General features: G+C 64.7%; 31 protein-coding genes and 1 pseudogene. 10 read left to right on the forward strand and 22 right to left on the reverse strand.

Annotated features, from left to right (window positions below; translation table 11 throughout):
• A pseudogene (locus tag FGK63_RS18635) lies at positions 1-145 on the forward strand (electron transfer flavoprotein subunit alpha/FixB family protein); the annotation flags it as partial.
• Positions 146-212: 67 nt separating this feature from the next.
• Here FGK63_RS18635 and FGK63_RS18640 read toward each other — a convergent pair.
• The gene (locus FGK63_RS18640; RefSeq protein WP_138845125.1) at positions 213-1,040 is read right to left on the reverse strand and encodes a DUF6473 family protein; all 828 of its coding nucleotides are present in this window, start codon (positions 1,038-1,040) and stop codon (positions 213-215) included.
• Positions 1,041-1,203: 163 nt separating this feature from the next.
• Between FGK63_RS18640 and FGK63_RS18645 the strand changes: the two genes are divergently transcribed.
• Positions 1,204-2,079 carry a 3-hydroxybutyryl-CoA dehydrogenase gene (locus FGK63_RS18645; RefSeq protein WP_138845127.1) on the forward strand — a complete coding sequence of 292 codons (876 nt, stop codon included), beginning with the start codon at positions 1,204-1,206 and terminating at the stop codon, positions 2,077-2,079.
• Between the two features lie 38 nt (positions 2,080-2,117).
• On the opposite strand, the gene FGK63_RS18650 is transcribed toward FGK63_RS18645, so the two are convergent.
• Genes FGK63_RS18650 through FGK63_RS18680 form a run of 7 tightly spaced genes read right to left on the reverse strand, consistent with a single transcriptional unit; the run spans position 2,118 to position 7,535 of the window.
• Positions 2,118-3,017 (reverse strand): lysophospholipid acyltransferase family protein, encoded by a 900-nt coding sequence (locus tag FGK63_RS18650; RefSeq protein WP_138845128.1) that lies wholly within the window; start codon positions 3,015-3,017, stop codon positions 2,118-2,120.
• A 41-nt stretch (positions 3,018-3,058) separates the two neighbouring features.
• Entirely contained in the window at positions 3,059-3,328 is a 270-nt protein-coding gene (locus FGK63_RS18655; RefSeq protein ID WP_138845130.1) for an HPr family phosphocarrier protein, read from the reverse strand.
• A 17-nt stretch (positions 3,329-3,345) separates the two neighbouring features.
• Positions 3,346-3,738: a PTS sugar transporter subunit IIA gene (locus FGK63_RS18660; RefSeq protein ID WP_138845132.1), complete on the reverse strand. Its 393-nt coding sequence runs from the start codon at positions 3,736-3,738 to the stop codon at positions 3,346-3,348.
• Positions 3,735-4,616, reverse strand: coding sequence for an RNase adapter RapZ (gene rapZ / locus FGK63_RS18665; protein WP_246044086.1), 882 nt, complete (start codon positions 4,614-4,616; stop codon positions 3,735-3,737). Before rapZ ends, FGK63_RS18660 begins: the two co-directional genes overlap by 4 nt.
• A complete protein-coding gene (locus FGK63_RS18670; protein WP_138845136.1) occupies positions 4,613-5,083 on the reverse strand; it encodes an HPr kinase/phosphorylase in 471 nt (156 codons plus the stop codon). The genes rapZ and FGK63_RS18670 overlap by 4 nt, the downstream gene beginning before the upstream one ends.
• 3 nt (positions 5,084-5,086) lie before the next feature.
• Positions 5,087-6,796: a sensor histidine kinase gene (locus FGK63_RS18675; protein ID WP_138845138.1), complete on the reverse strand. Its 1,710-nt coding sequence runs from the start codon at positions 6,794-6,796 to the stop codon at positions 5,087-5,089.
• A 34-nt stretch (positions 6,797-6,830) separates the two neighbouring features.
• On the reverse strand, positions 6,831-7,535 hold the full coding sequence (locus FGK63_RS18680) for a response regulator transcription factor (protein WP_138845140.1): 705 nt from the start codon (positions 7,533-7,535) through the stop codon (positions 6,831-6,833).
• Between the two features lie 352 nt (positions 7,536-7,887).
• Here FGK63_RS18680 and FGK63_RS18685 point away from each other — a divergent pair, with 352 nt between their 5' ends.
• From FGK63_RS18685 to FGK63_RS18695, 3 genes are all read left to right on the forward strand, one after another.
• Complete coding sequence (locus tag FGK63_RS18685) at positions 7,888-9,486, forward strand: phosphoenolpyruvate carboxykinase (RefSeq protein ID WP_138845142.1); 1,599 nt, start codon at positions 7,888-7,890, stop codon at positions 9,484-9,486.
• 382 nt (positions 9,487-9,868) lie between these two features.
• Entirely contained in the window at positions 9,869-10,162 is a 294-nt protein-coding gene (locus tag FGK63_RS18690) for a hypothetical protein (RefSeq protein ID WP_138845144.1), read from the forward strand.
• Positions 10,163-10,191: 29 nt separating this feature from the next.
• Positions 10,192-10,734 carry a hypothetical protein gene (locus FGK63_RS18695; RefSeq protein WP_246044087.1) on the forward strand — a complete coding sequence of 181 codons (543 nt, stop codon included), beginning with the start codon at positions 10,192-10,194 and terminating at the stop codon, positions 10,732-10,734.
• Between the two features lie 4 nt (positions 10,735-10,738).
• Here FGK63_RS18695 and FGK63_RS18700 read toward each other — a convergent pair whose 3' ends face one another.
• The gene (locus FGK63_RS18700; protein WP_138845146.1) at positions 10,739-11,503 is read right to left on the reverse strand and encodes a sulfite exporter TauE/SafE family protein; all 765 of its coding nucleotides are present in this window, start codon (positions 11,501-11,503) and stop codon (positions 10,739-10,741) included.
• A gap of 142 nt (positions 11,504-11,645) precedes the next feature.
• Between FGK63_RS18700 and FGK63_RS18705 the strand changes: the two genes are divergently transcribed.
• Positions 11,646-13,337 carry an acyl-CoA dehydrogenase family protein gene (locus tag FGK63_RS18705; protein WP_138845148.1) on the forward strand — a complete coding sequence of 564 codons (1,692 nt, stop codon included), beginning with the start codon at positions 11,646-11,648 and terminating at the stop codon, positions 13,335-13,337.
• Between the two features lie 146 nt (positions 13,338-13,483).
• Positions 13,484-13,876, forward strand: a complete 393-nt coding sequence (locus FGK63_RS18710; RefSeq protein ID WP_138845150.1) for an META domain-containing protein — start codon at positions 13,484-13,486, stop codon at positions 13,874-13,876.
• Here the strand turns inward: FGK63_RS18710 and recO are convergent.
• The gene (gene recO, locus FGK63_RS18715) at positions 13,860-14,585 is read right to left on the reverse strand and encodes a DNA repair protein RecO (RefSeq protein ID WP_138845152.1); all 726 of its coding nucleotides are present in this window, start codon (positions 14,583-14,585) and stop codon (positions 13,860-13,862) included. The two genes, FGK63_RS18710 and recO, sit on opposite strands and share 17 nt — an antisense overlap.
• 125 nt (positions 14,586-14,710) lie before the next feature.
• On the opposite strand from recO, the gene FGK63_RS18720 reads away from it, so the two are divergent.
• Positions 14,711-15,016, forward strand: a complete 306-nt coding sequence (locus FGK63_RS18720; protein ID WP_138845154.1) for a hypothetical protein — start codon at positions 14,711-14,713, stop codon at positions 15,014-15,016.
• Positions 15,017-15,054: 38 nt separating this feature from the next.
• Here FGK63_RS18720 and FGK63_RS18725 read toward each other — a convergent pair whose 3' ends face one another.
• The 3 genes from FGK63_RS18725 to era all read right to left on the reverse strand — a co-directional run bounded on the left by FGK63_RS18725 (position 15,055) and on the right by era (position 16,739).
• Entirely contained in the window at positions 15,055-15,390 is a 336-nt protein-coding gene (locus FGK63_RS18725; protein WP_138845156.1) for a hypothetical protein, read from the reverse strand.
• Between the two features lie 114 nt (positions 15,391-15,504).
• The gene (locus tag FGK63_RS18730) at positions 15,505-15,834 is read right to left on the reverse strand and encodes a DUF1491 family protein (RefSeq protein ID WP_138845158.1); all 330 of its coding nucleotides are present in this window, start codon (positions 15,832-15,834) and stop codon (positions 15,505-15,507) included.
• On the reverse strand, positions 15,831-16,739 hold the full coding sequence (era, locus tag FGK63_RS18735) for a GTPase Era (protein WP_138845159.1): 909 nt from the start codon (positions 16,737-16,739) through the stop codon (positions 15,831-15,833). The genes FGK63_RS18730 and era overlap by 4 nt, the downstream gene beginning before the upstream one ends.
• A gap of 163 nt (positions 16,740-16,902) precedes the next feature.
• On the opposite strand from era, the gene FGK63_RS18740 reads away from it, so the two are divergent.
• Complete coding sequence (locus FGK63_RS18740) at positions 16,903-17,415, forward strand: ribosome modulation factor (RefSeq protein ID WP_138845161.1); 513 nt, start codon at positions 16,903-16,905, stop codon at positions 17,413-17,415.
• A gap of 17 nt (positions 17,416-17,432) precedes the next feature.
• Here the strand turns inward: FGK63_RS18740 and rnc are convergent, their stop codons facing one another.
• The 9 genes from rnc to folK all read right to left on the reverse strand — a co-directional run bounded on the left by rnc (position 17,433) and on the right by folK (position 25,075).
• The gene (rnc, locus tag FGK63_RS18745; RefSeq protein WP_138845163.1) at positions 17,433-18,110 is read right to left on the reverse strand and encodes a ribonuclease III; all 678 of its coding nucleotides are present in this window, start codon (positions 18,108-18,110) and stop codon (positions 17,433-17,435) included.
• Positions 18,107-18,943, reverse strand: a complete 837-nt coding sequence (gene lepB / locus FGK63_RS18750; RefSeq protein ID WP_138845165.1) for a signal peptidase I — start codon at positions 18,941-18,943, stop codon at positions 18,107-18,109. The genes rnc and lepB overlap by 4 nt, the downstream gene beginning before the upstream one ends.
• A 56-nt stretch (positions 18,944-18,999) precedes the next feature.
• Positions 19,000-19,419: a holo-ACP synthase gene (gene acpS / locus FGK63_RS18755; RefSeq protein WP_138845167.1), complete on the reverse strand. Its 420-nt coding sequence runs from the start codon at positions 19,417-19,419 to the stop codon at positions 19,000-19,002.
• Positions 19,420-19,527: 108 nt separating this feature from the next.
• Positions 19,528-20,391, reverse strand: a complete 864-nt coding sequence (locus tag FGK63_RS18760; protein ID WP_138845169.1) for an MBL fold metallo-hydrolase — start codon at positions 20,389-20,391, stop codon at positions 19,528-19,530.
• A gap of 53 nt (positions 20,392-20,444) precedes the next feature.
• On the reverse strand, positions 20,445-21,191 hold the full coding sequence (locus tag FGK63_RS18765; protein ID WP_138845171.1) for a pyridoxine 5'-phosphate synthase: 747 nt from the start codon (positions 21,189-21,191) through the stop codon (positions 20,445-20,447).
• Positions 21,184-21,882, reverse strand: coding sequence for a DUF2062 domain-containing protein (locus tag FGK63_RS18770; RefSeq protein WP_138845173.1), 699 nt, complete (start codon positions 21,880-21,882; stop codon positions 21,184-21,186). Before FGK63_RS18770 ends, FGK63_RS18765 begins: the two co-directional genes overlap by 8 nt.
• A 16-nt stretch (positions 21,883-21,898) precedes the next feature.
• Positions 21,899-24,031: a RelA/SpoT family protein gene (locus FGK63_RS18775; RefSeq protein WP_138845175.1), complete on the reverse strand. Its 2,133-nt coding sequence runs from the start codon at positions 24,029-24,031 to the stop codon at positions 21,899-21,901.
• Positions 24,032-24,057: 26 nt separating this feature from the next.
• The gene (rpoZ, locus tag FGK63_RS18780; protein ID WP_138845177.1) at positions 24,058-24,411 is read right to left on the reverse strand and encodes a DNA-directed RNA polymerase subunit omega; all 354 of its coding nucleotides are present in this window, start codon (positions 24,409-24,411) and stop codon (positions 24,058-24,060) included.
• A 94-nt stretch (positions 24,412-24,505) separates the two neighbouring features.
• Positions 24,506-25,075: a 2-amino-4-hydroxy-6-hydroxymethyldihydropteridine diphosphokinase gene (gene folK, locus FGK63_RS18785; protein WP_138845179.1), complete on the reverse strand. Its 570-nt coding sequence runs from the start codon at positions 25,073-25,075 to the stop codon at positions 24,506-24,508.
• Between the two features lie 137 nt (positions 25,076-25,212).
• Between folK and FGK63_RS18790 the strand changes: the two genes are divergently transcribed.
• Complete coding sequence (locus FGK63_RS18790) at positions 25,213-25,788, forward strand: LabA-like NYN domain-containing protein (protein WP_138845181.1); 576 nt, start codon at positions 25,213-25,215, stop codon at positions 25,786-25,788.
• The last annotated feature ends 183 nt before the right edge of the window (positions 25,789-25,971 follow it).

The following is a 25,971-nucleotide window of genomic DNA, read 5'->3' on the forward strand; positions in this document are numbered from 1 at the left end:
CCAGCACCTGGCCGGCATGAAGGACAGCAAGGTCATCGTCGCCATCAACAAGGACGAAGAGGCGCCGATCTTCCAGGTCGCCGATTTCGGCCTCGTCGCAGACCTGTTCCAGGCCGTGCCGGAACTGACCGAGAAGCTGGGATGACAGCGGCGGGGTGAAGCCCCGCCCGACTGCAAGACCGCGAAGGCCCGCCCGAAACGGCGGGCCTTTCTCATGCAAGGTCCATCAAGACCCGGTGCAGGCGGTCGGCGATCACACGATGCGTCGCGGGGCCGATCAGGTGCTCGGCCAGTGGCTGCTGCAGCACCCCGAACAGCATGTCCTCCAGCTCGTCCGATTCGGCCGACGCGCGCACCGGAACCTCGACCAGCGCGTCGCAGAGGCCCGTCACCTGCGCGACCAGATCGGCGTCGAGCAGCAACGGCTCGGCCGCCAACTGCTCGCCGGCGTCCTCCTCGGGCCCGCTTTCGTAGCGCAGCCACAACAACACGACCGGAGGCGCGATCACCGCCAGAAATTCCCGCATCCGTTCCGCCCAGGCGCGACGCAGTTCCTGCCTGACGCTGTCGAACCGCGCCGCGTCCTGGTCGCGCAGCCGGGTCAGCAGGTGGCGCGAGAAATGGATCTCGGTGAAATCGACCTTGGGGAACAGTTTCTTCAGGGCTTCGCTGGGCTCAAGAACCCGGTCGTTGCGGCGCGGGTGCACGCGGTAGAACGGGTTCGACAGGGTCTGGGCGCCGGGCAACTGGATCACGCAGCAGTCGGCGCCGTTCGCCAGCTTCGCAAGCGCCGCATCCCGCGCCATCGCCTCGAGCCCGTAGGAGACGCTGCCCAGGTTTACGCATGTCCGGCCGCTCCGCTGCTCGAGGATGGCGGGAAACGGGGTTTCCACGAAACGGCCGAAGGTTTCAGTGCCGCCCAGACAGGCCAGGTAGGGCCGGTCGAAAGACCGCGCGGGACCACGGAACAGCAGCCGCGAGGCGCCGTATGTGCAAGTCGGGTCCGAAGGCGTATCGACGCCCAGTCGATCATAGCTCATGCCAGTCCCCGGGAAACGCTACCTGTCGAAACGCTAAACCCCGGACCGTTGCGAATTCCCTAATGCGCGCATTTGAAGCAAATCCGGGATGCCGCGGCCCCTTGCCGCCGCCCCCGCCCTGCCAGTAAGGTCGCGGCAACCCGCGAGAAAAGGCACCAGTGGAATGGAAATCAAATCGGTCGGAGTGATTGGCGCAGGCCAGATGGGCAACGGTATCGCCCATGTCCTGGCGCTGGCGGAATATGACGTGTTGCTGACCGATGTCAGCAAGGACGCATTGGACCAGGCCATCGAGACGATCGAGGCGAACATGGCCCGGCAAGCCTCGCGCGGCAAGATCACCGATGACGAGATGCAGGCGGCCCTGAAACGCATCCAGACCACGCTGAACCTGCCTGACATCGGCAAGACCGATCTGGTGATCGAGGCCGCGACCGAGCGCGAGACGATCAAGCAGGCGATCTTCGAAGACTTGCAGCCGCATCTTCAGCCGCACACGATTCTGACTTCGAACACTTCGTCGATCTCGATCACGCGCCTGGCCAGCCGCACGGACCGGCCCGAACGTTTCATGGGGTTCCACTTCATGAACCCGGTGCCGGTGATGCAACTGGTCGAATTGATCCGCGGCATCGCGACGGATGAGGCGACCTTCAAGGCCTGCAAGGCCGTCGTGGACCGGCTGAACAAGACCGCCGCCAGCGCCGAGGATTTCCCGGCCTTCATCGTGAACCGCATCCTGATGCCGATGATCAACGAGGCGGTCTATACGCTGTACGAGGGCGTGGGCAACGTCCAGTCCATCGACCAGTCGATGAAGCTGGGGGCCAATCACCCGATGGGGCCGCTGGAACTGGCGGACTTCATCGGCCTCGACACCTGCCTCGCGATCATGAACGTGCTGCATGACGGGCTGGCCGACACCAAGTACCGCCCCTGCCCGCTGCTGACGAAATATGTCGAGGCCGGTTGGCTGGGGCGCAAGACCGACCGCGGCTTCTACGACTATCGGGGCGAAGTGCCGGTCCCGACCCGCTAGGGCGAGGCGACGGATTTCCCGGCCGTCACGGCGGCGGATCAGGAGGTCTTGCCGCCGCCCAACGCCATGGTGCGCGCCCGCAGCCAGGTCATGAAGCCGCGCGGATCACGCTCGAGCAACTCCATGTCCGCGTCCGGAATGGGCTCTCCGATGACCGGCGCCTGCGGTTTGTTGCAGGAGCGGACGATTTCATGCAGCAGCAGCCCCTGCCGCAGGATGCCCGACACGCGGTTGGCGATCTGGTACCAGCGCGAGTTCGATCCCGGAAAGAAGATCGGCACCACCCGCGCGCCCGACCGCCGGATCATCTTGGCGGTGAAGACGTTCCATTCCCGTTCGAGCGCCGGTCCGAACCATGTGTCCGAGGACATCACCACGCCCGACGGGAACAGGGCGACGACGCCGCCCTCGGCCAGGTGCGCCATGGCCTTGCCGCGCATCTCGAGCATCTTGGTCTGGGCCTCGGGGTCGTGCGGGAACGGCACCGGGATCATGAACGAGGTCGCCGCCTCGTCCAGCCCGGTGAGAACCGAGCGCGTGAGGATCCTGTAGTCGCTGCGCACCCGGCCGATCAGTTCGGCCAGGATCATCCCGTCCACCATTCCGTGCGGGTGGTTGGCCACCACCACGACCGGGCCTTCCTTGGGGATGCGCGCGATCTGTTCCGGCGGCGTCAGCAGGTCGATTCCCATGACCTCCAGCGCGCCGCCCCAGAATTTCTGCCCGCGGTAATGTTCGTTCTTCTTCTCGAACTTGTTCACCATCCGCAGGATGGTCAGCTTGCCGGTGCACCATTCGATCGCGCGGATCGCGGTCGCGGTCCACGCGTCGTCGAAGGAGTTCGCATAGGTCAGGGTACGGCGATCATAGATCTCGCCCTGCTGCGCGGTCCCATCCACCACCGGGCCAGTCTTGCTATCGTGCGCGGTCTCCGCCACTTCTTGGTCTTCCCGTTCTTCGCGTCGCACAGGCGGCCCGCTCAGAACCCTTCTCCGAACTTCTCGTTCACCAGAGTCTCAAGCGCATCCGCCAACGCCTCAGCATCCGGGCCGTGCGTCTCGACGTCAATAGTGGTTCCGCGCGACGCTGCCAACATCAAAAGGCCCATGATGCTGTCGCCCGAGGCAGAAAGTCCGTCCTTCGACACCTCTGCCGTGGCGTCAAATCCCTCGACGACCTCGACCAGCTTGGCCGAAGCGCGGGCGTGCAGCCCTTTTTCGTTCACAATCTTCAGTCGGCGGTTGGCCATATTCAATAAATCCGGTTTCAATCGAGCGTTACGTTCTTGGTGTTGATGTACTTCCGCCCGGCTTCCATCGCGTGCCGGACGGCCTCCCCTACCGGAAGGTCGCGGCTCTTGGCCAGCTTGATCAGCATGGGCAGGTTTGCGCCGTACAGGATGCGGCGGTCCTGCGGAGTGCAGGCGCGCAGGCTCAGGTTCGAGGGGCTGCCGCCGTAGAGATCCGTCACCACCACGACGCCGTCGCCGGTATCCACCTGATCCGCCGCCACGCAGATCTCGCGCTGCTTGGCTTCGCGGTCGTGATCGGCCTCGATTGACACTGCCACCAGGCCGGGTTGCTGGCCGACGACATGCTGCATGGCGGCCAGATACTCCTTGGCCAGCCCCCCATGCGCTACGATCACGATCCCGATCAATCCGGCCTCACATTCGCCAAGCGGCGCTCAATTTCGCGGTGCCTTATTGACACCTGCTGACCCTCTTCCGCAAGGGCCTTTGCGACGGTTTCGGTCAGCGCGACCGAACGGTGCTGCCCGCCGGTGCAACCGAACGCCACCGAAAGATGCGCCTTGCCCTCGGCCCGGAACGCCGGCAGCAGCAGCCGCAGCAGGTCCACGACCCTGTCGACGAAGGGCGCAAAGTTCGGATCTGTCCGGATATAGTCCGCCACGTCGGGATTGCGACCGTCGGCGGCGCGCAATTCCGGTTTCCAGTAGGGATTGGCGAGGAACCGGCAATCGAAAACCATGTCGAGCCCGCGCGGCAGGCCGCGCTTGTAGGAAAAGGATTCGACCGACACCGCAAGGTGACGCCCGCCTTCGGGCGCGAACCAGCGCTCCACCTCCTCGCGCAGCTGATGCACGTTCAGCGTGGTCGTGTCGATCAGCGTGTCCGCGATCTCGCGGATGGGTTGCAGCAGTTCCATCTCCTGCCGGATGCCGGCCTGCGGGCTGGCGCCGGGCGCCATCGGATGGCGGCGGCGGGTTTCCGAGAAGCGGCGCAGCAACACCTCTTCGCTGCAGTCCAGGTACAGCGTCGTCAGGTCGATCCGCTCCATCCGGCCCAGCTTGACGATCAGTTCGAGAAACCCGATCGTCGAAAAATCCCGGTTCCGCGCATCGATCCCCAGCGCCATCGGACGCTGCGGATCGGAGCCTTCGAGCACGCGGGTCAACAGCCCCATCGGCAGGTTGTCGATCGCTTCGAAGCCCAGGTCCTCGAGTACGTGAATGGCCGTGGACCGTCCGGCGCCGGACGGGCCGGTGACCAGCACGATACGTCTCTGTGTGCTCATGTGCCGGGCCATTCGGGATCGACGCGCCCCATCTTGAGGATTTGAACCAAGGCTGCCGCGAAATGTGGCGTATCGACGGCGTGAAGCAAGGGAACAGATTGCCTCAGCACCTTTTTCCTGCGCGGCGCGGGAAGGCGCGCGGTTTCCGTTTCGTCAAGATCCAGCACCAAGGCCAGCGGAACCGGGCCCGCGGGTTGCGCGCGCAGCAGGCCGAGGCCGCGCGCTTCGATCAGGCCGGCAATGGCCTTTGGAGCGCGGGCCATGACCTGCTCGCCTTCCGTGCTGAGTTCGACGCGGTCATCGGCCACCAGCTCGGCGCCAAGCGCCATCATCTGCAGCGCCAGCGACGATTTCCCCGACCCCGACCGGCCCACGATCAACAACCCCTTGCCGGCCACCGCCACGCAGCTTGCATGAACGATGGCGGTGTCGAGATCCTCCGCTTCGGACAGCGCGCCTGCGCCCATGGCTCAGACCGGCAGACCGACGACGAAACGCGCACCCAGCGGATCCGACGTGATGTCCGCCTTGGTCGGGCGGATGTTTTCGGCCCAGATCACGCCGCCATGCGCTTCGACGATCTGCTTCGAGATCGCCAGCCCCAGCCCGGAATTGTTGCCGAAATGCTCGGGCGGGCGCTGCGAATAGAACCGTTTGAAGATCTTGGTCAGCGCCTGGTCCGGGATGCCGGGGCCGGTATCCTCGACCACGACCAGCACCCGGTTCGCGCGCCGCCGGGCCCAGACCCGGATGGCGTCGCCCTCGTCGCAGAAGGAAATCGCGTTGGTGATCAGGTTCACGAAAACCTGCGCCAGGCGCGCCTCGAGACCGTTGATGACGATCGGATCGGACGGCAGGTCGGTGATGTAGTCGATGCCTTTCGACCTTGCATCCTCGCCCAGGTACTGGCCCAGATTCCTGAGCAGCTTCATCAGGTCGAACGCCTGCTCGTCTTCCTTGACCAGTTCCGCGTCCAGCCGCGAGGCGTTCGAGATGTCGCTGACCAGGCGGTCGAGCCGGCGCACGTCGTGTTCGATCACGTCCAGCAGCTTGTCGCGCTGGTCGTCGCGCTTGACCATGCGCAGCGTACCGACGGCGGATTGCAGGCTGGCCAGCGGATTCTTGATCTCGTGCGCCACGTCCGCGGCGAACTGCTCGTTCGCGTCGATCCGGTTGTAAAGCGCCGAAACCATGCCCCGCAGCGCCTTGCTCAGGCGGCCGATCTCGTCCGGCCGCGCGCTGAGATCCGGGATCCGGATGCGGCCCGGGTTGAACTGCCGCGCGCCGCGGTCCTTGCCCATTTCGGCGGCCGCGGCCAGATCGGCCAGCGGGTTGGCGATGGTCGAGGCCAGAACCAGACTGAGGCCGACAGACACCAGCAGGGCCACGACGAACATCTGCAGCACCCGCTCCTGCTCGCGGCGCGAGAGCGCGTCGATTTCGCCGGCCGGTCCGGCAATCGCCACAACGCCGATGGGAACGTCGCCTTGCAGGATCGGGGTCGCCGCCACGATGACGGTTTCGCCCTCCACATCCGACAGCGCCTGAACCTGGGCTTCGCCCTTGACCGCGCCAGGAACCATGGACTTCATCTGGTCGGCCAGCGGCGGCGACAGGTTCTGCGACGGCCCGCTGAAGACCGAGGACACCCCGGTCCACACGACGTTCAGCCCGTCGCTGATGATTGTCCGGCCGTCATCGGGCCGTTTCAGCGACTTGATCGCGGGCACGTGCCCCGCCCCGCGTGTCCAGCCGACGAGGTTGCCGGCAAGATCGAAGACAAAGATCTCGACCCCGTCCCGCAGCGCCAGCCCGGCAAGTGTATCCTGAACGTCCAGGCCGTCTCCGGTGGTCAGGTTGGTGGGGGCGCCGTCGCGGATCTGCGCCTCGAACACGTTGCTGACCAGCTCCACCTCGCCGGCCAGGGCATGTGCGCGCTGCAGCACCTGCCCCTTGCGCGAGTCGTCGAGATAGAGAAGACCGGCGACAAGGATGACCAGCGCGATCAGGTTGAAGGTGATGATCTTCCGCGCCAGCGGCGAACTGCGGAGCAGAAAGATGCTGAGCCGCGCCCGCTTGGTGCGCAACTCGGGCGCTTCCGGGTCATGCGGCACCACCCAGTCATCACCCAGAACGACGTCACCGTCGCGTGGTCGGTTCACTGATCCGGTGTCGCGCAAGAGGACCCTTTCGCCCGCCCCCAGAGAAGGGCGATTACTCTTCGTTGTACCTATAGCCGATTCCGTAGAGAGTCTCGATAGCCGAGAATTCCGGATCGGCGCTGCGCATTTTCTTGCGGAGCCGCTTGATGTGGCTGTCGATGGTCCGGTCGTCCACGTAGACCTGGTCGTCATAGGCCACGTCCATCAGCTGATCGCGGCTCTTGACGAAGCCCGGGCGCTGCGCGAGGGCCTGCAGCAGCAGGAACTCGGTGACCGTCAGCGACACGTCGGCGCCTTTCCAGCTGACGGCGTGGCGCAGCGGATCCATGCGCAGATGGCCGCGCTCCATCACCTTGGCCTCGCCGCCGCCGGTGCTGGGCGCATCGGTCGCGATCGCCTCCTGCCGGCGCAGCAGCGCGCGGATCCGTTCGACCAGCAGGCGCTGCGAGAAGGGTTTCTTGACGTAGTCGTCGGCCCCCATGCGCAGGCCGAGAACCTCGTCGATCTCGTCATCCTTGGACGTCAGGAAGATCACCGGCATCTGCGTCTTCTGCCGCAGGCGCTGCAGCAGATCCATGCCGTCCATCCTGGGCATCTTGATGTCCAGAACCGCCATGTCGGGAAGCTTCTTGTTGAAGGCGTCCAATGCGGCCTGACCGTCGTTGTAGGTTTCGACCTCGAACCCCTCGGCCTCGAGTGTCATGGAAACCGACGTCAGGATGTTCCTGTCGTCATCCACCAATGCAATTTTTGACATCTGGACTGCCCCTATTCCTGCTCTGTACTGCGTTGTTATCCCAATTTTCAGCCATTCTTCCCCGGTTTACGACCGCGAATCAATCCATAACTGCGATTCGCGGCGAAAGTGGGACGCCGATTGAGGCAAAAAAACATTACCCGTGAATCCGTCCCTGCCCGGCAAACGGGCACGGTTTTCATGGTTGCGCTAAACTTTTCCTTGGTTGCGCTAACTGTGCCAAACCGTCCTGTTCACGCCCCGAAGGACCGTGATAAGACCCCGCTATCGGCTGGATTTTCGGCTGGACAATCGCCCCAAGAGCGCAAGCAGCTTACCGACGGTTGCAGCGCCGCCATAGGAGAAATATCGCATGACATCTGGACGGGTTAACCCGCAATTCCGCCTCGAAGATCAGGGCATCGAGGGTCTGGGCAATGTCTATTACAACTTCATGGAACCGGCGCTGATCGAAGAGGCGCTCAGGCGCGGCGAAGGCACGCTGGGCAAGGGCGGCGCATTCCTGGTGACGACCGGCAAATTCACCGGCCGGTCTCCCAAGGACAAGCACGTCGTCAGGACCGACAGCGTCGCCGACACGATCTGGTGGGAAAACAACGCGGCGATGAGCCCGGATGGGTTCGACGCCCTCTATGCCGACATGGTCGAGCATATGAAGGGCAAGGACTATTTCGTGCAGGATCTCGTCGGCGGGGCCGATCCGGCCTATTCGATCAACGTGCGCATGGTCACCGAAATGGCCTGGCACAACCTGTTCATCCGCCACCTGCTGCGCCGTCCCGAGCGCGAGGACCTGGACGAATTCGTGGCGGATTTCACTATCATCAACTGCCCCAGCTTCCAGGCGGATCCCAAAAAGCACGATTGCCGCAGCGAAACGGTGATCGCGCTGAACTTCGACCGCAAGCTGATCCTGATCGGCGGCACCGAATATGCGGGCGAGAACAAGAAATCGGTCTTTACCCTGCTGAACTACATGCTGCCGGAAAAGGGCGTAATGCCGATGCACTGCTCGGCCAACCACGCCACCGGCAACCCGGTGGACACCGCCGTCTTCTTCGGCCTCAGCGGCACCGGCAAGACCACCCTGTCCGCCGACCCGGCGCGGACGCTGATCGGCGATGACGAGCACGGCTGGTCGGATCGCGGCACCTTCAACTTCGAAGGCGGCTGCTATGCCAAGACGATCAACCTCAACCCCGAGGCCGAGCCCGAGATCTACGCGACCACCTCGAAATTCGCCACGGTGATCGAGAACATGGTGTTCGATCCCGACACCAAGGAACTGGATTTCGACGACGACAGCCTGACCGCCAACATGCGCTGCGCCTATCCGCTGAACTACATCTCGAACGCGTCCAAGTCGGCGCTTGGCGGGCATCCCAAGAACATCATCATGCTGACCTGCGACGCGTTCGGCGTGCTGCCTCCGATCGCGCGGCTGACGCCGGCGCAGGCGATGTATCACTTCCTGTCGGGATTCACCTCCAAGGTGGCCGGCACCGAGCGCGGCGTGACCGAGCCGCAGCCGACCTTCTCGACCTGCTTCGGCGCCCCCTTCATGCCGCGCCGCCCCGAGGTCTACGGCAACCTGCTGCGGGAAAAGATCGCCCAGCACGGGGCGACCTGCTGGCTGGTCAACACCGGCTGGACCGGCGGCGCCTATGGCGTCGGATCGCGGATGCCGATCAAGGCCACCCGCGCCCTGCTGACCGCGGCGCTGGACGGATCGCTGGCCGAGGCGGATTTCCGCAAGGATCCCAACTTCGGCTTCGAGGTGCCTGTGTCGGTGCCCGGCGTGGCCGAGGTCCTGCTGGACCCGCGCCGCACCTGGGACGACAAGGCCGCCTTCGACAAGCAGGCCGCCAAGCTGGTGCAGATGTTCGCCGCCAATTTCGAGCAGTACCTGCCGTTCATCGACGAGGACGTCAAAGCGGTCGCGATCGGCTGACCCGGAGAGGCCGAAAGGCCCCTTCCGCCGGCGCATGTCGGCATTGGGCCCACCGGGGAAGCCTGACCTGCCCTGGTCAAAATGTGTTTTATGTACGCACAAAAACCGTTGCCAGACGGGCGGTCCTCCGGTAATTCCACCGACCATCGAAACGAAAGAACCCGGCGCATCCGCGCCGGGTTGAAGCTGAATAAAAACCTTTGGACCGCAGATGCGCACTCACTCCCGCATCCACAACTCATATCGCCTGATCAGGAATCCAGTTTATGACTTGGCGAATGTCTGTCAATATGAGACTTGCAGGGCCGAGACGGTTTTCCGGGGCGAATTCGGAGACTCATGCCGGTGAGAGCGTGCGCAATGAAAAGGCAATGGTGACGGTATGATCGAAATTTCGAAACTCGCGGAACTGCGCAAGCTGATGCAAAGCATGGAACAGACCCTGGGCCTTGAGGAACTGACGCCGGTCGAGCGCGACATCTACTACGCGGCGGGCGAGTTGTCGGAAACGGGGAACGAGGTTCGCACCTACGGTCTGATCGAGCACACGCTGGTCAAGAGCGTCTCGCGGCCGACCTTCTTCCGCGCCCTGAAATCGCTGGTCGAAAAAGGCTACCTGTCGCAATGCGACAGCGCCAACCGGGGCAAGTACATCGTCAAGGGTCCCAATCACTAGGAACATGACGCCCCATTCAGGCTGATCCGTTGCGCGCCCTGGATTCAGATACGGTTCTGGCCTCTGCGGCCTATGTTCTGGCGTCCCTGCTGACGTTCGAAGTCCTCTCGCCGCTGCAGAACGTCTTTTTCCCCGAATATTCGAGCAAGGCCAGCCTGCTGTTCCTGCCGCATGGCGTCCGGGTCCTTGCGGCCTGGCTGCTGGGTTGGCGCGCCGTTCCCGCCCTGCTGCCCGGCGTGTTCATCGTCTTTGCCTACATGGGCGGCGCCGACGTCTTCCTGCCCAGCCGCCTGTGGGCCATATTCGTCGCCGTCATCTCGGCGCCGGCGGTGTTTCACGGGCTGAAGCTGCTGGGCTGGGACCTGTTCCCGCAACCGGGCCGCAAGCCGTGCTGGGCCTGCGTCATGGTCGCGGGCACATTGGCCTCGGTCCTGCTGTCGGTCCTGACCAACGCGGCCTTCGGCAGCCCGACCGAAGAATACGTCGCCTACCTGATCGGCGACATCTCGGGACTGTTCTTCCTGATGCTCGGGCTTCTGTTCGCGTTCCGCTACACTCGCGCCGCCGGCTGAGGCGTCATCCCGTCAGCGCCCGGCGCACCAGGTTCAGCCCGGCGATCAGCAGAACCAGCAGGGTCGCCTTGCGAAACGTCGCCTGGTCGATCCGGTCATGGAACTTGAGGCCGATCCACATGCCCGCGACGGCGGGCAGGATCAGCAGCGCCGAGAACGGCAGCGTTTCCGCCCGCAGGATGCCCGAGCCGAAATGCGCGAAGGTCAGCGCGACCGCCCCCAATCCGTAGATCACGCCCTGAATTCTCAGTTGGTCCCGTTTCGGCGTGTCCAGGGCGGTCAGATAGGCGACGGTCGGCGGCCCCCAGACGCCGGACATGCCGCCGATGAAGCCCGCGACCGCCCCCGCGCCCGCCTCGACGCGGAGCGATCCCTTCTGCACGGAAAACCTGACCCCGATCAGCTGGATCACGGCGAACACCATCACGGGCAGCCCGATCATCAGCAGGAAGGCCGAGGTCGGCACGCGCGTCACCAGCTGGGCGCTGGCCAGCAGGAACACCAGCCCCACCAGCAGGAAAACCCGGAACTGGCGGATCGACTCCGCGGCCGCCTGCGGCCCCTCGCGCAGGGCCTGCACCGCGTTCGAGACCAGCGTCGGCAGGATCAGCCCCGCCAGCGCCAGGTCGGGCGGCAATATGATGCTCAGCCCCGAAACGAGGACCATGGGCATGGCAAACCCCACCAGCCCCTTGACGCAACCGGCCAGAAGGGCGACCGCGCAGGCCAGAACCAGGTCCTGCGGAGAGAGAAGGCCGAACATCATCATGGCCTTTCATATCACCGGGAAAATTCTCTGCACTGCAAAAAGGTTGGGTAATTTTTGAACCTTTTCGGTGATCGTGGCGTATTTTTGTTGCGCTGCACGTGCAGCATGATATGACCGGACGACCCAAGAGAGGACGTGATTCATGGCCCATGACGGACAGGATGTGACGACGATGACAAACCCCGTGATTTTACCCGACCTGCTCAGACTCACCGGCGCGGCGATTGCCCCGGTGGAAACCGTGTTCACCCGTGCGCGCGACTCGGTCCGGGCCATGGTCACCGACGAGGGGCGGATCTCGGGCGCGTTGATCGAAGCCAACCAGACCGCCGCGCATGGCCTGTCCTGGCTCGCCACCTATCACCAGTCGCTGAAACAGATGCAGCGTTGGGCCGAGGCGCTGGAAGCCCAGGGCAAATTCGGCGAGATGGAGCAGTTGCTGCATCAGATCGCCTTCGGTGAATATCTGCACCAGATCGCCGGCGGCATCCCGATGAACCAGGGCGAGGTGGTGCGCCTGCAGGATCTTGGCCTGGGCTGGGACGCGCTGTCCGGCTTCCAGTGCGACGAGGTGCAGACCCTCATGAGCGCGGCCAACACGCAAGGAGCCCGCACCCGCCTGGTCGAACTGATGGAGGCGCAGTCCGGCGCCACCATGTTCGGCGCTTCGGGTCTGGACGAAGAGCTTGAGATGATCCGCGACCAGTTCCGCCGCTACGCGCAGGAAAAGGTCGAGCCCAACGCCCATGACTGGCACCTGAAGGACGAACTGATTCCGATCGAGATCATCGAGGAACTGGCCGAGATGGGCGTGTTCGGCCTGACCATCCCCGAGGAATTCGGCGGCTTCGGCCTGTCCAAGGCGTCGATGTGCGTGGTTTCCGAGGAGTTGTCGCGCGGCTATATCGGCGTCGGCTCGCTGGGCACCCGCTCGGAAATCGCGGCCGAACTCATCATCGCCGGCGGCACCGACGCGCAAAAGGCCCAATGGCTGCCCAAGATCGCCAGCGCCGAAATCCTGCCGACCGCCGTCTTCACCGAACCCAACACCGGCTCGGACCTGGGGTCCCTGCGCACCCGCGCCATCAAGGACGAGAACGGCGACTACAGGATCACCGGCAACAAGACCTGGATCACCCATGCGGCGCGCACCCATGTGATGACCCTGCTGGCGCGCACCGATCCCGAGACCACCGATCACCGCGGTCTCAGCATGTTCCTGGCGGAAAAGACGCCGGGCACCGACGCGGACCCCTTCCCGACGCCCGGCATGACCGGCGGCGAGATCGAGGTGCTGGGTTACCGCGGCATGAAGGAATACGAGCTTGGCTTCGATGGCTTCCGCGTCAAGGGCGAGAACCTGCTGGGCGGCGAGGAAGGCAAGGGCTTCAAGCAGCTCATGGAAACCTTCGAATCCGCCCGCATCCAGACCGCCGCCCGCGCCATCGGCGTGGCGCAATGCGCGCTGGACATCGCCATGCAATACGCGCAGGAGCGCAAGCAGTTCGGCAAGGCGCTGATCAACTTCCCGCGCGTGTCGGGCAAGCTGGCGATGATGGCGGTCGAGATCATGATCGCGCGTCAGCTCACCTATTTCTCGGCCTGGGAAAAGGACCACGGCCAGCGTTGCGACCTCGAGGCCGGGATGGCCAAGCTGCTGGGCGCGCGCGTCGCGTGGGCCGCGGCCGACAACGGGCTGCAGATCCACGGCGGCAACGGCTTTGCGCTGGAATACAAGATCAGCCGCGTGCTGTGCGACGCGCGCATCCTCAACATCTTCGAGGGCGCGGCCGAGATCCAGGCGCAGGTCATCGCCCGACGCCTGCTCGGGTGACGCCGCCCGGCGATTTCTTCATTCCCCAACTTCGCCCGGTGTCGCCACCGGGCTTTTTTCTTTCGACCGCGAACCGTCCGGGCGCGGCGCATGTTGCGTCCCCTGCCGCAAATTCGCTAGGACCGGACCGATGAAGGGAGATCGGAATGCTGCGCGCGACACTGCTCTTGCCACTGATGGCGCTGTTCCAATGCGACAGGGACGAAACCGTCGCCGCCTACGGCGCGGGCGGCGTCACCTGGGCGCTGCACCAGATCGACGGACAGCCCTTTCCCGCCACCGCCACCCTCAGCTTTCCGGAACAGGGCAGGATCGCCGGCCGGGCCCCCTGCAACGGCTTTTCGGGCACCCAAAGCGCCCCCTATCCGTGGTTCGAGGTCAAGGATCTTGCCGCCACCCGCGCCGCCTGTCCCGAGCTTGAGGCCGAGGGCACGTTTTTCGCCGCGCTGATGGCGATGACCCAGTCCGAGGTGTCCGGCGGCGTGCTGATCCTGCGCAACGACGCGGGCCACGAGATGGTGTTCAAAGCCGCCGAGTGAACAGGTCCAGAAACCGCGCCCGCGCCTCCGGCAGGGGGCGGTTGCCCAGCGCGGGCGCGACCCGGTGCTGCAGGAAATAGCCGGTGGTCTTCAGCCCCGCCGCGACTTCCTCGTCGGGGGCCGTACCCTCGCCGCGCAGGCAGGGCGGCAGCGGCAGCATCCGGCCGGCCCATTCCCCCGCCCCTTCGGCGGTGACCGCCCGGCCCGATTTCGGCGACACGTGGACCAACCCCTCGGTCGCCCCGGTCACCGCGCAGCGGGACAGGTCCAGGCCGAACCCCAGCTCTTCCAGCAAGGCCAGTTCCCAGCGCAGATAGGCAAGCGGCCAGATCTCGTCCTGTCCCAGCAGGTCCATCAGCTGTTCGGTCTGCCGGTAGATGCCGGGATGCGGTTCGCGTTCGGGCAGGGCAAAGGACAGGAGCGCCGCAACCGAGTTCAGCCCGGCCAGCGCCAGCCGCCCGGAAAAAGCCGCCGCCGCGCGCGACCGCAGGGGTTCGACCTGGAACGTCCCGATATGCTCCTCGAGCCGCGCCCGCCAGGTCACGTCCAGTTGCGCGCCGGGCTGCAGGATCGGCGCGATCTTGCGGCTGGTGCCGCCGCGCACCACGCCGGCGTGACGGCCGTGGCCTTCGGTGAAAACCTCGATGATCGCCGCGGTTTCGCCGTGGCGGCGCGTGCTCAGCAATATGCCGTGGTCCCGCCAGTCCAAATCATGCCCTCGTCAGGAATTGCAGGCCCAACAAGACCGCAACGCGGGCGCGCCCGCAAGGCCGCCGAGTTGACAATTGGCACCGGGGGTTATTTCTTAACATAAATGTTAAACAGGAGGACGCCATGCGCGGCATCACGATCACCTACACCTACGATGGCGACGAAGCGGAATGGACGGCGGCCACCGGGGCCTTCATCGACGCGATCGACAACGACCCGCAAGCCGCGGGCAAGTTCACCTACCAGGTCGCGGTCGCCGACGATGGCGTGACCCGGTTCCACTGGGGCCGCTGGGACGGTGCCGAGACTTTGGCCCATGTCCAGTCGCAGCCCTACTTCAAGGACTTCGCCGCCAAGGTGCGCGAGTTCGCGGGCGGTGCGCCCAATGCGACGGGGCACGACATCGCCGCCAAGACCGGTGGGTGGTGATCTGCCGACAGGAAGGACACGGGCGCGTCAGAGGGCGGTCACTTGCACCTGGCATTGATCGCGGCAATGCGTTCCTCAAGCTTTTTCTGATATTCACCGGTCAGCATTTCGAGCCGCTTCTTCTCGGTTCCCGTGGCAAGGCCGATCAGCGCGCCGGCGGGCGTTATGGCCGCCACATCCAGCGCCTGTTGCTTTTTCGCATGTTCGAGTTCCGAGTTGAGGGCGCGGATATCGCCTTCGGCCGTGGCGCAGTGGATCGGATAGCCGGACTGCTGGGACTGGGCGACCGCGGCAACCGGAGCCGCAAGCGTGACAATGCCGCAGACGGCAAGCGACGGCAGGTTTCCGGCAATCTTCTGATCTCTGGCGGTCATCGCCTCCTCCTCGGCAAGGGGTCCAGAAAGAAGGTTAAGGATCGAGCCGGTGACTTGGCAATGTTTCAGGCCCGAATTCCGCGCGCCGGGTGCCCTGTCCCAACGGCGGCCGGCCTAGTCCAGCCCCTCTTCCCCCAACAGGTGACGGCCCTGCCGGTCCTCGACCTCGATCACCCACAGATCGGGATCGAAGCTGCGCTGGCGGGCGACGGCGGCATCGACATCCGTCTCGGAGCCCGAGGAAAGCTCCACCCACTTCCGCTCGCCGGTCATCAAGTCAAAACTACGCTGGAACGCAACCGCCTGCCCGTCCAGCGTGTTGAGCTTGACCAGCACCGCGCCCGCCGTGTCGTCGCCATGGGCGACGACGAAGGCCGGGATTTCCTGAAACCGCAGCCGCGCCAGATAGGCCTGAACCCAGAATTCCGCCGTCAGCCGCGTCATGCGTTTCCGTCTTTGAAGTCCAGCCCCATCTCGGAATAGCGTTCCGCCTCTTCCAGCCAGTTCGGCCGCACCTTGACCTGCAGGAACAGATGGACCTTGCGGCCGAGGAATTCCTCAAGCTCGGCGCGGGCGGCCTGGCTGACGGCCTTGATGGTCTCGCCGCGCTTGCCCAGCACGATCCCCTTGTGCCCGTCGCGCACCACGTAGATCACCTGGTCGACGCGGGCCGAGCCGTCCTTGCGCTCGTCCCACTTCTCGGTCTCGACGGTCAGCTGATAGGGCAGTTCCTGATGCAGCCGCAGGGTCAGCTTTTCGCGGGTCATCTCGGCGGCGATCATCCGCATGGGCAGATCGGCGATCTGATCCTCGGGGTACAGCCACGGCCCCTCGGGCAGTTGTCCTGCCAGCCAGCGGCGCAGGTCCTCGACGCCATATCCGCGCTCGGCCGAGATCATGAAGGTTTCGGCAAAGCCGTAGCGGTCGTTCAGATCCTTGGCGAGGCCAAGCAGCGCCTCGGACTGCACCCGGTCGATCTTGTTGATGGCCAGCGCCACCTTGCGGCCCAGCCCGATCTCGGCCAGCCCATCGAGGATGCGTTCGACCCCTTCCGTGATGCCGCGATGCGCCTCGACCAGCAGCACGATGACGTCGGCATCCGACGCCCCGCCCCAGGCCGCCGCCACCATGGCGCGGTCCAGACGGCGGCGCGGCTTGAACAAGCCGGGCGTATCGACGAAAACCAGTTGCGCGTCGCCCTCCATCGCCACGCCGCGGATGCGGGCGCGGGTGGTCTGCACCTTGTGCGTCACGATCGAGACCTTGGCCCCGACCATGCGGTTCAGAAGGGTGGACTTGCCCGCGTTGGGCTCTCCGATCAGGGCGACGAATCCGGCGCGTGTGGTCATGGCATGTGGTCCTGTTTGCAGGCCAGCACCCCTACAGCAGATCGCCGCCCCGGACCAGAGGGATTTGGCGGCGGGCGGCGCCTCGGTTTCCGGCAAAACCTTCTTCTTTACCTAAATCCTTCTGTGACTTAGACTCGGAGGCCCGGAAATTCGGGCCGATCCCATGTTTGAGAACGACTTTCCACTTCTGAGCACGCCAAGCCTCAGCGCGCTGATCCTGCACAAGGCCGAGGCCGGTCCCGTCACGCTTGAAAGCTGCGAAGCGGCCCTTGCGGCGCTGTTCCGGCAGGCCAACGAAACCCCGGGCCTGCCGCCCGAAACGCTGCGCCGCAGGCTGGCCGCCCAGCTGTCGGATCTGGAAATCGCCCGTATTCTCGAACCCGACGCCGGCGGCGGATGGCGCCTGACCGAACGCGGGCTTGCGGCGCTGAGACAGCATCCCGACGGGCTCGACCGGTCCGATCTGGTCCAATACCCGGAATTCGCCGCGCATATCCGCGAAACGGCGCACCATTCCAGCGGCATGGACCCGCGGGAAAACAGCTTTGGCGAAGGCTTTCAGGCGCGGCGCGAGGGGCTGCCGCTGACCGCCAATCCCTATGCCTTCGACAGCGTCGATCACCAAAGCTGGGAAAACGGCTGGATGAAGGCGGCGGACGAAGAGCCGCAGGTGTGACGCGCCTTGCGCGGATCTCAGGACAACCGCGACAGCAGCGCCTGGGCGGCGGCCTGTTCGGCCTGGCGCTTCGATCCGGCGGTCGCCTGCGCCTCGGTCCCGTCCTGCAGCCGAACGGCGATGGTGAAGACCGGCGCATGGTCCGGACCGCTGCGTGAAACCTCGACATAGGTGGGGGGTTTCTGCTTGCGCGCCTGCGCCCATTCCTGCAGCGCGGTCTTGGCGTCGCGGGCGTCGTCCTCGACCGCATGAATCCGGTCGCCCCAAAGCCGCAGGATCATGTCCCGGGCCACTTCGAACCCGGCATCGCGGTAGACGGCGGCGATGACCGCCTCCATCGCGTCGCCCAGCAGCGCCTGCTTGCGCCGGCCGCCGGACAGCATCTCGGACCGCCCCAGCTTGAGGACCGCGCCCAGATCCACCTGCTGCGCCACGGCGGCGCAGGTCTCCTTGCGCACCAGCGCGTTGAAGCGCGGCGCCAGCTGCCCTTCGCTGGCGTCCTTGTCCGCTTCCAGCAGCGCGGTGGCCATCACCAGCCCCAGCACCCGGTCGCCCAGGAATTCGAGCCGCTGGTTGTCGGGGCGGGTCGGGGACGAGACCGAGCCATGCGTCAGCGCCCGCAGCAGCAGCTCGGGACGCGCGAATTCGTGACCAATGCGCTTCTGAAACGCCTTTATGTCCGCTGCAAGCTTCAATCGACCGCCTTGAAGAACCGGTCGCCGCGCCAGGTCCAGAAGAACAGCATCGACCGGCCCGCGGACGAGAACATGATCCGGTCCGCGCGGCCGATCAGGTTCTCGTAGGGAACGAAACCGACCCCGCCGGCGGCCTGCGGCAGGCGGCTGTCGCTGGAATTGTCGCGGTTGTCACCCATGAAGAAATAGTGCTTCTCCGGAACGACATAGATGCCGGTGTTGTCGGACGCCTGATCGCCGATGTTCAGGATCGCGTGCGACACGCCGTTGGGCAGCGTTTCGATATACTCGGATTTCTTGCAGATGCCGCCGGCCCCCACGGGTCCGTTCTCGCAGCGCGGGCGCAGGCGCTGCGGGCCCTGCGGTTCGGCGATCTCTTCGAATACCCCGTCCGCTTCCAGCTTCACCGGGGTTCCGTTGATGTTCAGCACGCCGTCCTTGATCTGGATCTTGTCGCCGGGCAGGCCGATCAGCCGCTTGATGTAGTCGCGACCGGTCGCCGGATGGCGAAAGACGACCACGTCGCCGCGCTCGGGCTCGCCACCCAGAATGCGGGTGTTGTCACGGCCCATCCAGCCGCAGATGTCCTCGGCATCGATGTCCAGGCCGATGCTGGCGATCTTCACGCTGGGGCACGAGGCGTAGGAATAGCCGTAGACCATCTTGTTGACGAACAGGAAATCCCCGATCAGCAGGGTCGGTTTCATCGACCCCGACGGGATCCAGAAGGGCTGGAAGAACAGCGTGCGGAAAACGCCCGCGATCAGCAGGGCGTAGACGATGGTCTTGATCGTCTCCCAAAAGGCGCTTCCGGATTTGGCTTTCTCGGCCATGCAGGTCTCCAGTCCTTGTCAGATTGGCCGCTACATGCGGGGCTGTTCCGGGCAAGTCAAGGCCGCGCGGGCGGTTCCGCGACGGGACGCGCCTCGATCACCACAAAGGCCTGCGCCCAGGGGTGATCGTCGGTCAGCGTGACGTGGATGATGGCTTCATGGCCCTCGGGCGTCATTTCCTTCAGCCGGTCCGCCGCCCAGCCGGTGACGTGCATGACCGGCTGGCCGGTGCGCAGGTTTGACACGGCCATGTCCTTCCAGGCGATGCCCATGCGCAGGCCCGTGCCCAGCGCCTTGGAGCAGGCTTCCTTTGCCGCCCAGCGCTTGGCATAGGTGCCCGCGGTGTCGGCGCGGCGTTCGGCCTTGCGCTGCTCGGTCTCGGTGAAGACCCGGTTGCGGAACCGGTCGCCAAAGCGGTCGAGCGTCCCTTGAATGCGGTCAATGTTGGCAAGGTCGGTCCCGATGCCCAGTATCATGCGGCCCCCGCTGGTTCCCGTGCGCACACTCAACGCCAAACCGCTCGATATGGCAAGCGAACGGCGGGCGCAAGCGGCGCGCAGGAGCGGGCCCGGCGCGGGCCGGGATCAGTTGGCGATCCCCGCGCTGGTGAGATAGCTGGCCATGCCTTCGATGTTCAGCGCGCGCCAGTCCTCGTATTGCAGCCAGTCCTTGTAGTCGTCGAGGGTCAGCTCGGCCTGGATCTCCTCCACCGACTTGCCGGCCTCGAGACCTTCCAGAACACCGGCGCGCAGGGCTTCGAAATAGCCCAGATGCTCGGCCAGGTCGTCATGGGTGCCGATCGGGCCGTGGCCGGGGGCGAAGACCTCGAAATCCAGCGCCATCGCGTTCTTGATCTGGCCGATCCAGTCATCCAGGTTGGCGCCGCCCATGTTGCGATAAGGCAGCCGCTTGGGCGCTGCCACATCGACGATGAACCCCACGTTCTCGGGGCGCACGACGACGGCCAGCATGTCCTCGCCGTGGCCCGGCCCCAGGTAGGTCAGTTCGATGGTCTTGCCGCCAAGCTCCAGCATATGGCTGTCCCCGACCCGCAGGTCCGGGGCGACGCCGTCGATGGCCTCGGGCGCGTTCTGATGGGCGATCACCTGGGCGCCCTCATGGGCGCTGCCGCCCGAGGCGTGATCCAGATGGCTGTGCGAATAGATCAGATGCGTCACCGGCTGATCGGTGATTTCGCCCAGATTTTCATTGAGCCAGGCCGACGCCTCGGCGTTGATCGGATCGACGCGAACGGTGCCCACCGGGGTGGCGACGATCAGCGATTGGTGGAAATTGTTCCGGAACAGGTAAACGTCCCCCTTGACCGGTATGATCTCGCGCTGCGCGTCCTGAGCGACCGCCGCAGTCCCGGCGGCAATGAGAAACAGCGAAACAAGCGTACGTAAAATCATCGAAAAATCCTCCATCTGCTGAATGGCGCCGAGCATGACACCCTCGTTGCCGCAACGGCAACGCGGCAGTTCTCACATCGTCGTGAGGATTACGCCCGCGCCTCGTCCATCAGGCGGCGCATCTCGCGGATGGCCGGAGTCAGGCCGCGGAAGATGGCCTCGCCGATCAGGAAGTGGCCGATGTTCAGTTCGCGCACTTCGGGAAAGGCCGCAACCGGCTGCACGGTGTCATAGGTCAGGCCGTGGCCCGCGTGAACCTCCAGACCCAGCGAATGGGCATAGGCGGACATCTCGCGCAGCGCCTCCAACTCGCGGTCGCGTTCCTCGACATGGCCTTCGGCATGCGCGTCGCAATAGGCGCCGGTGTGCAGTTCGATCACCTGCGCCCCGATCCGGTGCGCGGCCTCGATCTGCTTCATGTCCGCGGCGATGAAGATCGACACCCGGCACCCCGCTTCGCGAAGGGGCGCGATGAAATGGGCCAGCCGGTTTTCCTCGCGCGCCACTTCCAGTCCGCCCTCGGTGGTGCGCTCCTCACGCTTTTCCGGCACGATGCAGACGGCGTGCGGCTTGTGGCGCAGGGCGATCTTCTGCATCTCGTCGGTCGCCGCCATCTCGAAGTTGAGCGGCACGTTCAGGACCGCCATCAGACCCTCGATATCCGCGTCCGAGATATGCCGCCGGTCCTCGCGCAGATGCGCGGTGATGCCGTCGGCCCCGGCCTCCTCGGCCAGTTTCGCCGCGCGCAGCGGATCGGGATAGGCGCCGCCGCGGGCATTGCGCACGGTCGCCACGTGATCGATGTTCACGCCGAGACGCAGTTGGGTGTCAGACATCGCTCGAATCCTTCTTCAGCTTTCGCCGCGACCCTAATGGCTTTGCTGGCGGAGTTGCAGCCCTGCCTTCGGCCAACCGCTTGATTTCCTCGAATTTCGCCTTGATCTTGGCCCGCCGCCGCTGCTGGTAGGTACGCGTGACCGGCAGGCTCAGGTAATAGCAGACCACCCCGGCGATGACCCCCGGGATGACGCAACCGACCATGTAGGGAAAGAACACCTCGTCATAGAACAGGGACAGCCTGCTCCAATCGGCGTCGCGGTCGGTGAACAGCGCCACCACGTTGTCGCGAAGGTCGCGCAGGGCATTGGCGAATTTGCCCATCAGCCCCTGGGTCTGCCCTTCCTCGAAATGGGTTCCCAGCAGGTAATGGCCGGTCTGCAGGCTCACGACCCCGATCGGCACATAGGTCAGCGGATTGCCGAAGAACGTGCCGCTGAGGGCGGCCAGGATATTGCCGTTGATCAGCCGCGCCAGAACCGCCGCGACGAGGAAGTGCAACCCGTAGAACGGTGTGAACGAGGCAAAGACCCCGGCGCCGATGCCGCGGGCGATGCGTTCGGGCGAATCCGGCAGCCGGCGAACCCGGTGCTTGATGTAGTGAAAGGCGCGCGTCCAGCCGCCACGCGGATAGACGAATTCCGAAGCGATCTGGACAGGCGAGCGTCGGTCTCGGCGCTTGAATACCACTCCTGATCGTCCTTTCTCAGCCTGCCGCGGCTACAGTCTCGGCCTTTATCCGATAGCGTTCGACCGCCGCCACGTCGCTTTCCGCCTCCAATGACAACATTAGCGAGTGCAGCTGTTCGATGTCACGCAATTCGACATCGATGAGAAGGCGATAGAAGTCCGGCTTGCGATCCACGAATTCCAGATTCGAGATATTGGCCTTTTTCTCGCCGATCAATGTGCAAATACGCCCCAGCACCCCGGCGTCGTTGCCGATCGTCATGTCCAGCGTCGCCCCGTAGACGGCCTGGTGCCGCCCGGAATGCCAATGCAGGTCCACCCAGCGCTCGGGCTGGTTCTCGTAGTCGCTCAGCCTCTCGCAGTCGATGGCGTGAACGACCACGCCCTTGCCGCGATAGGTGATCCCGACGATCCGCTCGCCCGGCAGGGGCTGGCAGCAGGTTGCGCGCTCGAAGCTCTGGCCTGGTTCCAGGCCGATCACCGCGCGGCGCATCGGGACCGCCTCGCCGTCGTCCTTGGCCAGTTCCGGGTAGATCGCCTCGATCACGTCATGCGCCGTAAGCTCCGCGCTGCCCAGACGCGCCAGCAGCTCCTCGCGGTTCTTGAGCCGCAGGTTCCTGGCGGCGGTGTCCAGCGCCTTGTCGGTCGCCTTGCGGCCCACGTGCTCGAACGCGGCGCGGGCCAGTTCCTGGCCAAGCTTGATGAAACGCTCGCGGTCCACCTCGCGCAGGGCGCGGCGGATCGAGGTGCGCGCCTTGCCGGTCACCGCGATCTCGAGCCAGGTCACCTGCGGCGTCTGGCCATCCGCCGTGATGATGTCCACCGATTGCCCGTTCTTGAGCCGGGTCCACAGCGGCACCCGGATCCCGTCGACCTTGGCCCCCACGCAGGCATGGCCGATCCGGGTGTGGATGGCATAGGCGAAATCGATCGGCGTCGCGCCGCGCGGCAGCTTGACCACATCCCCCTTGGGCGTGAAGCAGAAGACCTGGTCCGAATACATCTCGAGCTTCACCGCCTCGAGGAAATCCTCGTGATCCTCCTCGTTGTCGAACTGCTCGGTCAGGCCGGCGATCCACTTGGCCGGATCGACCGCAAAGGGGTTGTGGCTGCGCACGCCGTCGCGATAGGACCAGTGCGCCGCGACGCCGGTCTCGGCCACGTCGTGCATCTGGCGGGTGCGGATCTGCACCTCGACGCGCTTGCCGTCGCGCCCCGACACCGTGGTGTGGATCGACCGGTAGCCGTTCGATTTCGGCTGGCTGATGTAATCCTTGAACCGGCCCGGCACCGCGCGCCACCGTTGATGGATGGCGCCCAGGGTGCGGTAACAGTCCTCTTCGGAATGGGTGATGATGCGGAACCCGTAGATGTCGGACAGGCGCGAAAAGCCCTGGTCCTTTTCCTGCATCTTGCGCCAGATCGAATAGGGCTTCTTGGCGCGGCCGAACACCTCGGCCTCGATCCCGGCCTTCTCAAGCTCGCGCCGCATGTCGCCGGTGATGCGGTGGATCACGTCGCCGGTCTCGCGCTGCAGCGTGATGAAGCGGCGGATGATCGACTGGCGGCCTTCGGGGTTGAGGACGCGGAACGCCAGGTCCTCAAGCTCCTCGCGCATCCACTGCATACCCATGCGGCCGGCGAGCGGCGCATAGATGTCCATGGTCTCGCGCGCCTTGGTCACCTGCTTTTCGGGGCGCATCGCCTTGATCGTGCGCATGTTGTGCAGACGGTCGGCCAGCTTGACCAGGATAACCCGCAGATCCTTGGACATGGCCATGAACAGCTTGCGGAAATTCTCGGCCTGCTTGGTCTCGCGGCTGGACAGCTGCAGGTTGGTCAGCTTGGTGACGCCATCGACCAGCATCGCCACCTCGTCGCCGAACATCTCGGCCACCTGGCCGTAATTCGCCTTGGTGTCCTCGATCGTGTCGTGCAGCAGCGCGGTGATGATGGTGGCGTCGTCCAGCCGCTGCTCGGTCAGGATGGCGGCGACGGCGACGGGATGGCTGAAATAGGGCTCGCCCGAATGCCGGAACTGCCCCTCATGCATCTTCTCCCCGAACTCGTAGGCCCGGGCGAGGCGATCGGCATTCGTTTTCGGATTGTAATTGCGGACCAGCGCAATCAGGTCTTCAGCAGAAATCATCCGGTCCGCACCTTCCCGTGTCGGGTCTACCCCTGGCCCTGAGCCTCCATGAGGGCGCGCAGGAGCTTCTCTTCGGACATGTCATCCTCGGCGGGCTTGTCCGATTCAGCGCCCATCAGCAGCGCCATCTGATCCTCTTCGGGCTCGTCGACCTCGATCTGGGTCTGGTTGGCCTCGATCAGACGCTCGCGCAGGTCGTCGGCGCTTTGGGTCTCGTCGGCGATCTCGCGCAGGGAGACGACCGGGTTCTTGTCGTTGTCGCGGTCCACGGTGATCGCAGCGCCAGCCGAAATCTCGCGTGCGCGGTGCGCCGCCAGCATCACCAGCTCGAAGCGGTTCGGAACCTTGTCTACGCAGTCTTCTACCGTCACGCGGGCCATGAGCCACTCTCCAATATGAAACAGTGTCAGGAAGAAGCCTATCTAAGCGCGATTCCCCGCCTTGACAAGCGCGAAATGCCCGCGTTTGCGGCAATCACAGGGGTTTGACGGCGGCCACCTCGCCGACGGGCAGCTCGGCCAGCATTTGACGCACCGTCCGGCCCAGCACCGGATGCCGCCAGTCCGGCGCGACATCGGCCATCGGCACCAGCACGAAGGCGCGGTCCTGCAGCCGCGGATGCGGCAGGATCAGCTGCTCCGGAGTGGCCCGGATCTGCTCTGCGGGCGGCAAGTTCCGCCAGCGGTCATGTTCCGCCCGGTCGGGCAGCACCAGGTCCTCCCAGCAGACCACGTCGAGGTCCAGTGTCCGCATCCCCCAGCGTTGAACCCGCGCGCGGCCGAACTGATGCTCGACACGGTGCAGAAGATCCAATAACGTGTGCGGCGTCAGGTCCGTTTCAACCAGAGCGGCAGCATTCACGTAATCCGGACCCGCGCCCGCAGGAAAGCAGGGCGTGGCAAAGAATCGGCTGACCTTGCGAATCACCACCCCCTCGTCCGCCAGCGCATCCAGCGATTGCCGTAGCGCAAGCTCGGGCCCGCCCTCCCCGAAATCCAGATTTGCCCCGAGGGCAAGCACCGCTTTCGACGGTTTTTCCGTCATTTTTCACTCCATATTCGACCCAGAGAATACTTGCGATAGGCGACAAATCCCCTAGATTAGGTGTACCCTTTCGTCGTTTTAAGCGCACTCACTCACGGTAAAGCGCGACGGACGGGTCATACCGGAAGGAACAATTTATGTTTTACAAGGACGAACGGCTAGCGCTGTTCATCGACGGCTCGAATCTATATGCCGCGGCAAAGGCTCTTGGCTTCGACATTGACTACAAGCTTCTGCGTCAGGAATTCATGCGCAGGGGCAAACTTCTTCGGGCCTTCTATTACACGGCGCTGCTTGAAAACGACGAATACTCGCCAATCCGCCCCCTGGTCGACTGGCTGCACTACAACGGCTTCACCATGGTGACGAAACCGGCCAAGGAATACACCGACAGCATGGGCCGGCGTAAGGTCAAGGGGAACATGGACATCGAACTCACCGTTGACGCCATGGAACTGGCGCCGCGCGTGGATCATATCGTCCTGTTCTCGGGCGACGGGGATTTCCGCCCGCTGGTTGCCAGCCTGCAACGCCAGGGCGTCCGCGTCTCGGTGGTTTCGACCATCCGCAGCCAACCGCCGATGATCTCGGACGATCTGCGCCGCCAGGCCGACAATTTCATCGAACTCGAGGAATTGCGCGACGTGATCGGACGGCCTCCACGCGAGGTTCCGGCCGAAAACCGCAACCTTGCCGCCGCCGGCGGCAACTAGGACGGATCGGCACAAGCCCCGGCCAAGACCGGGCATTTCCGCCAGAAAATCGAGCGGTCAGGATCATTACGTCCTGACCGCTCTTCTTTAACTATGACTTGTGCTGAAACGACCTCTGGGTAGCAGCCAATCGTGTCAAAGGAATGACATCACCGTGGTCACTGGACCAGGCCGGTGAAAACC

Source organism: Ruegeria sediminis (assembly GCF_005938215.1).
Taxonomy (GTDB): domain Bacteria; phylum Pseudomonadota; class Alphaproteobacteria; order Rhodobacterales; family Rhodobacteraceae; genus Ruegeria; species Ruegeria sediminis.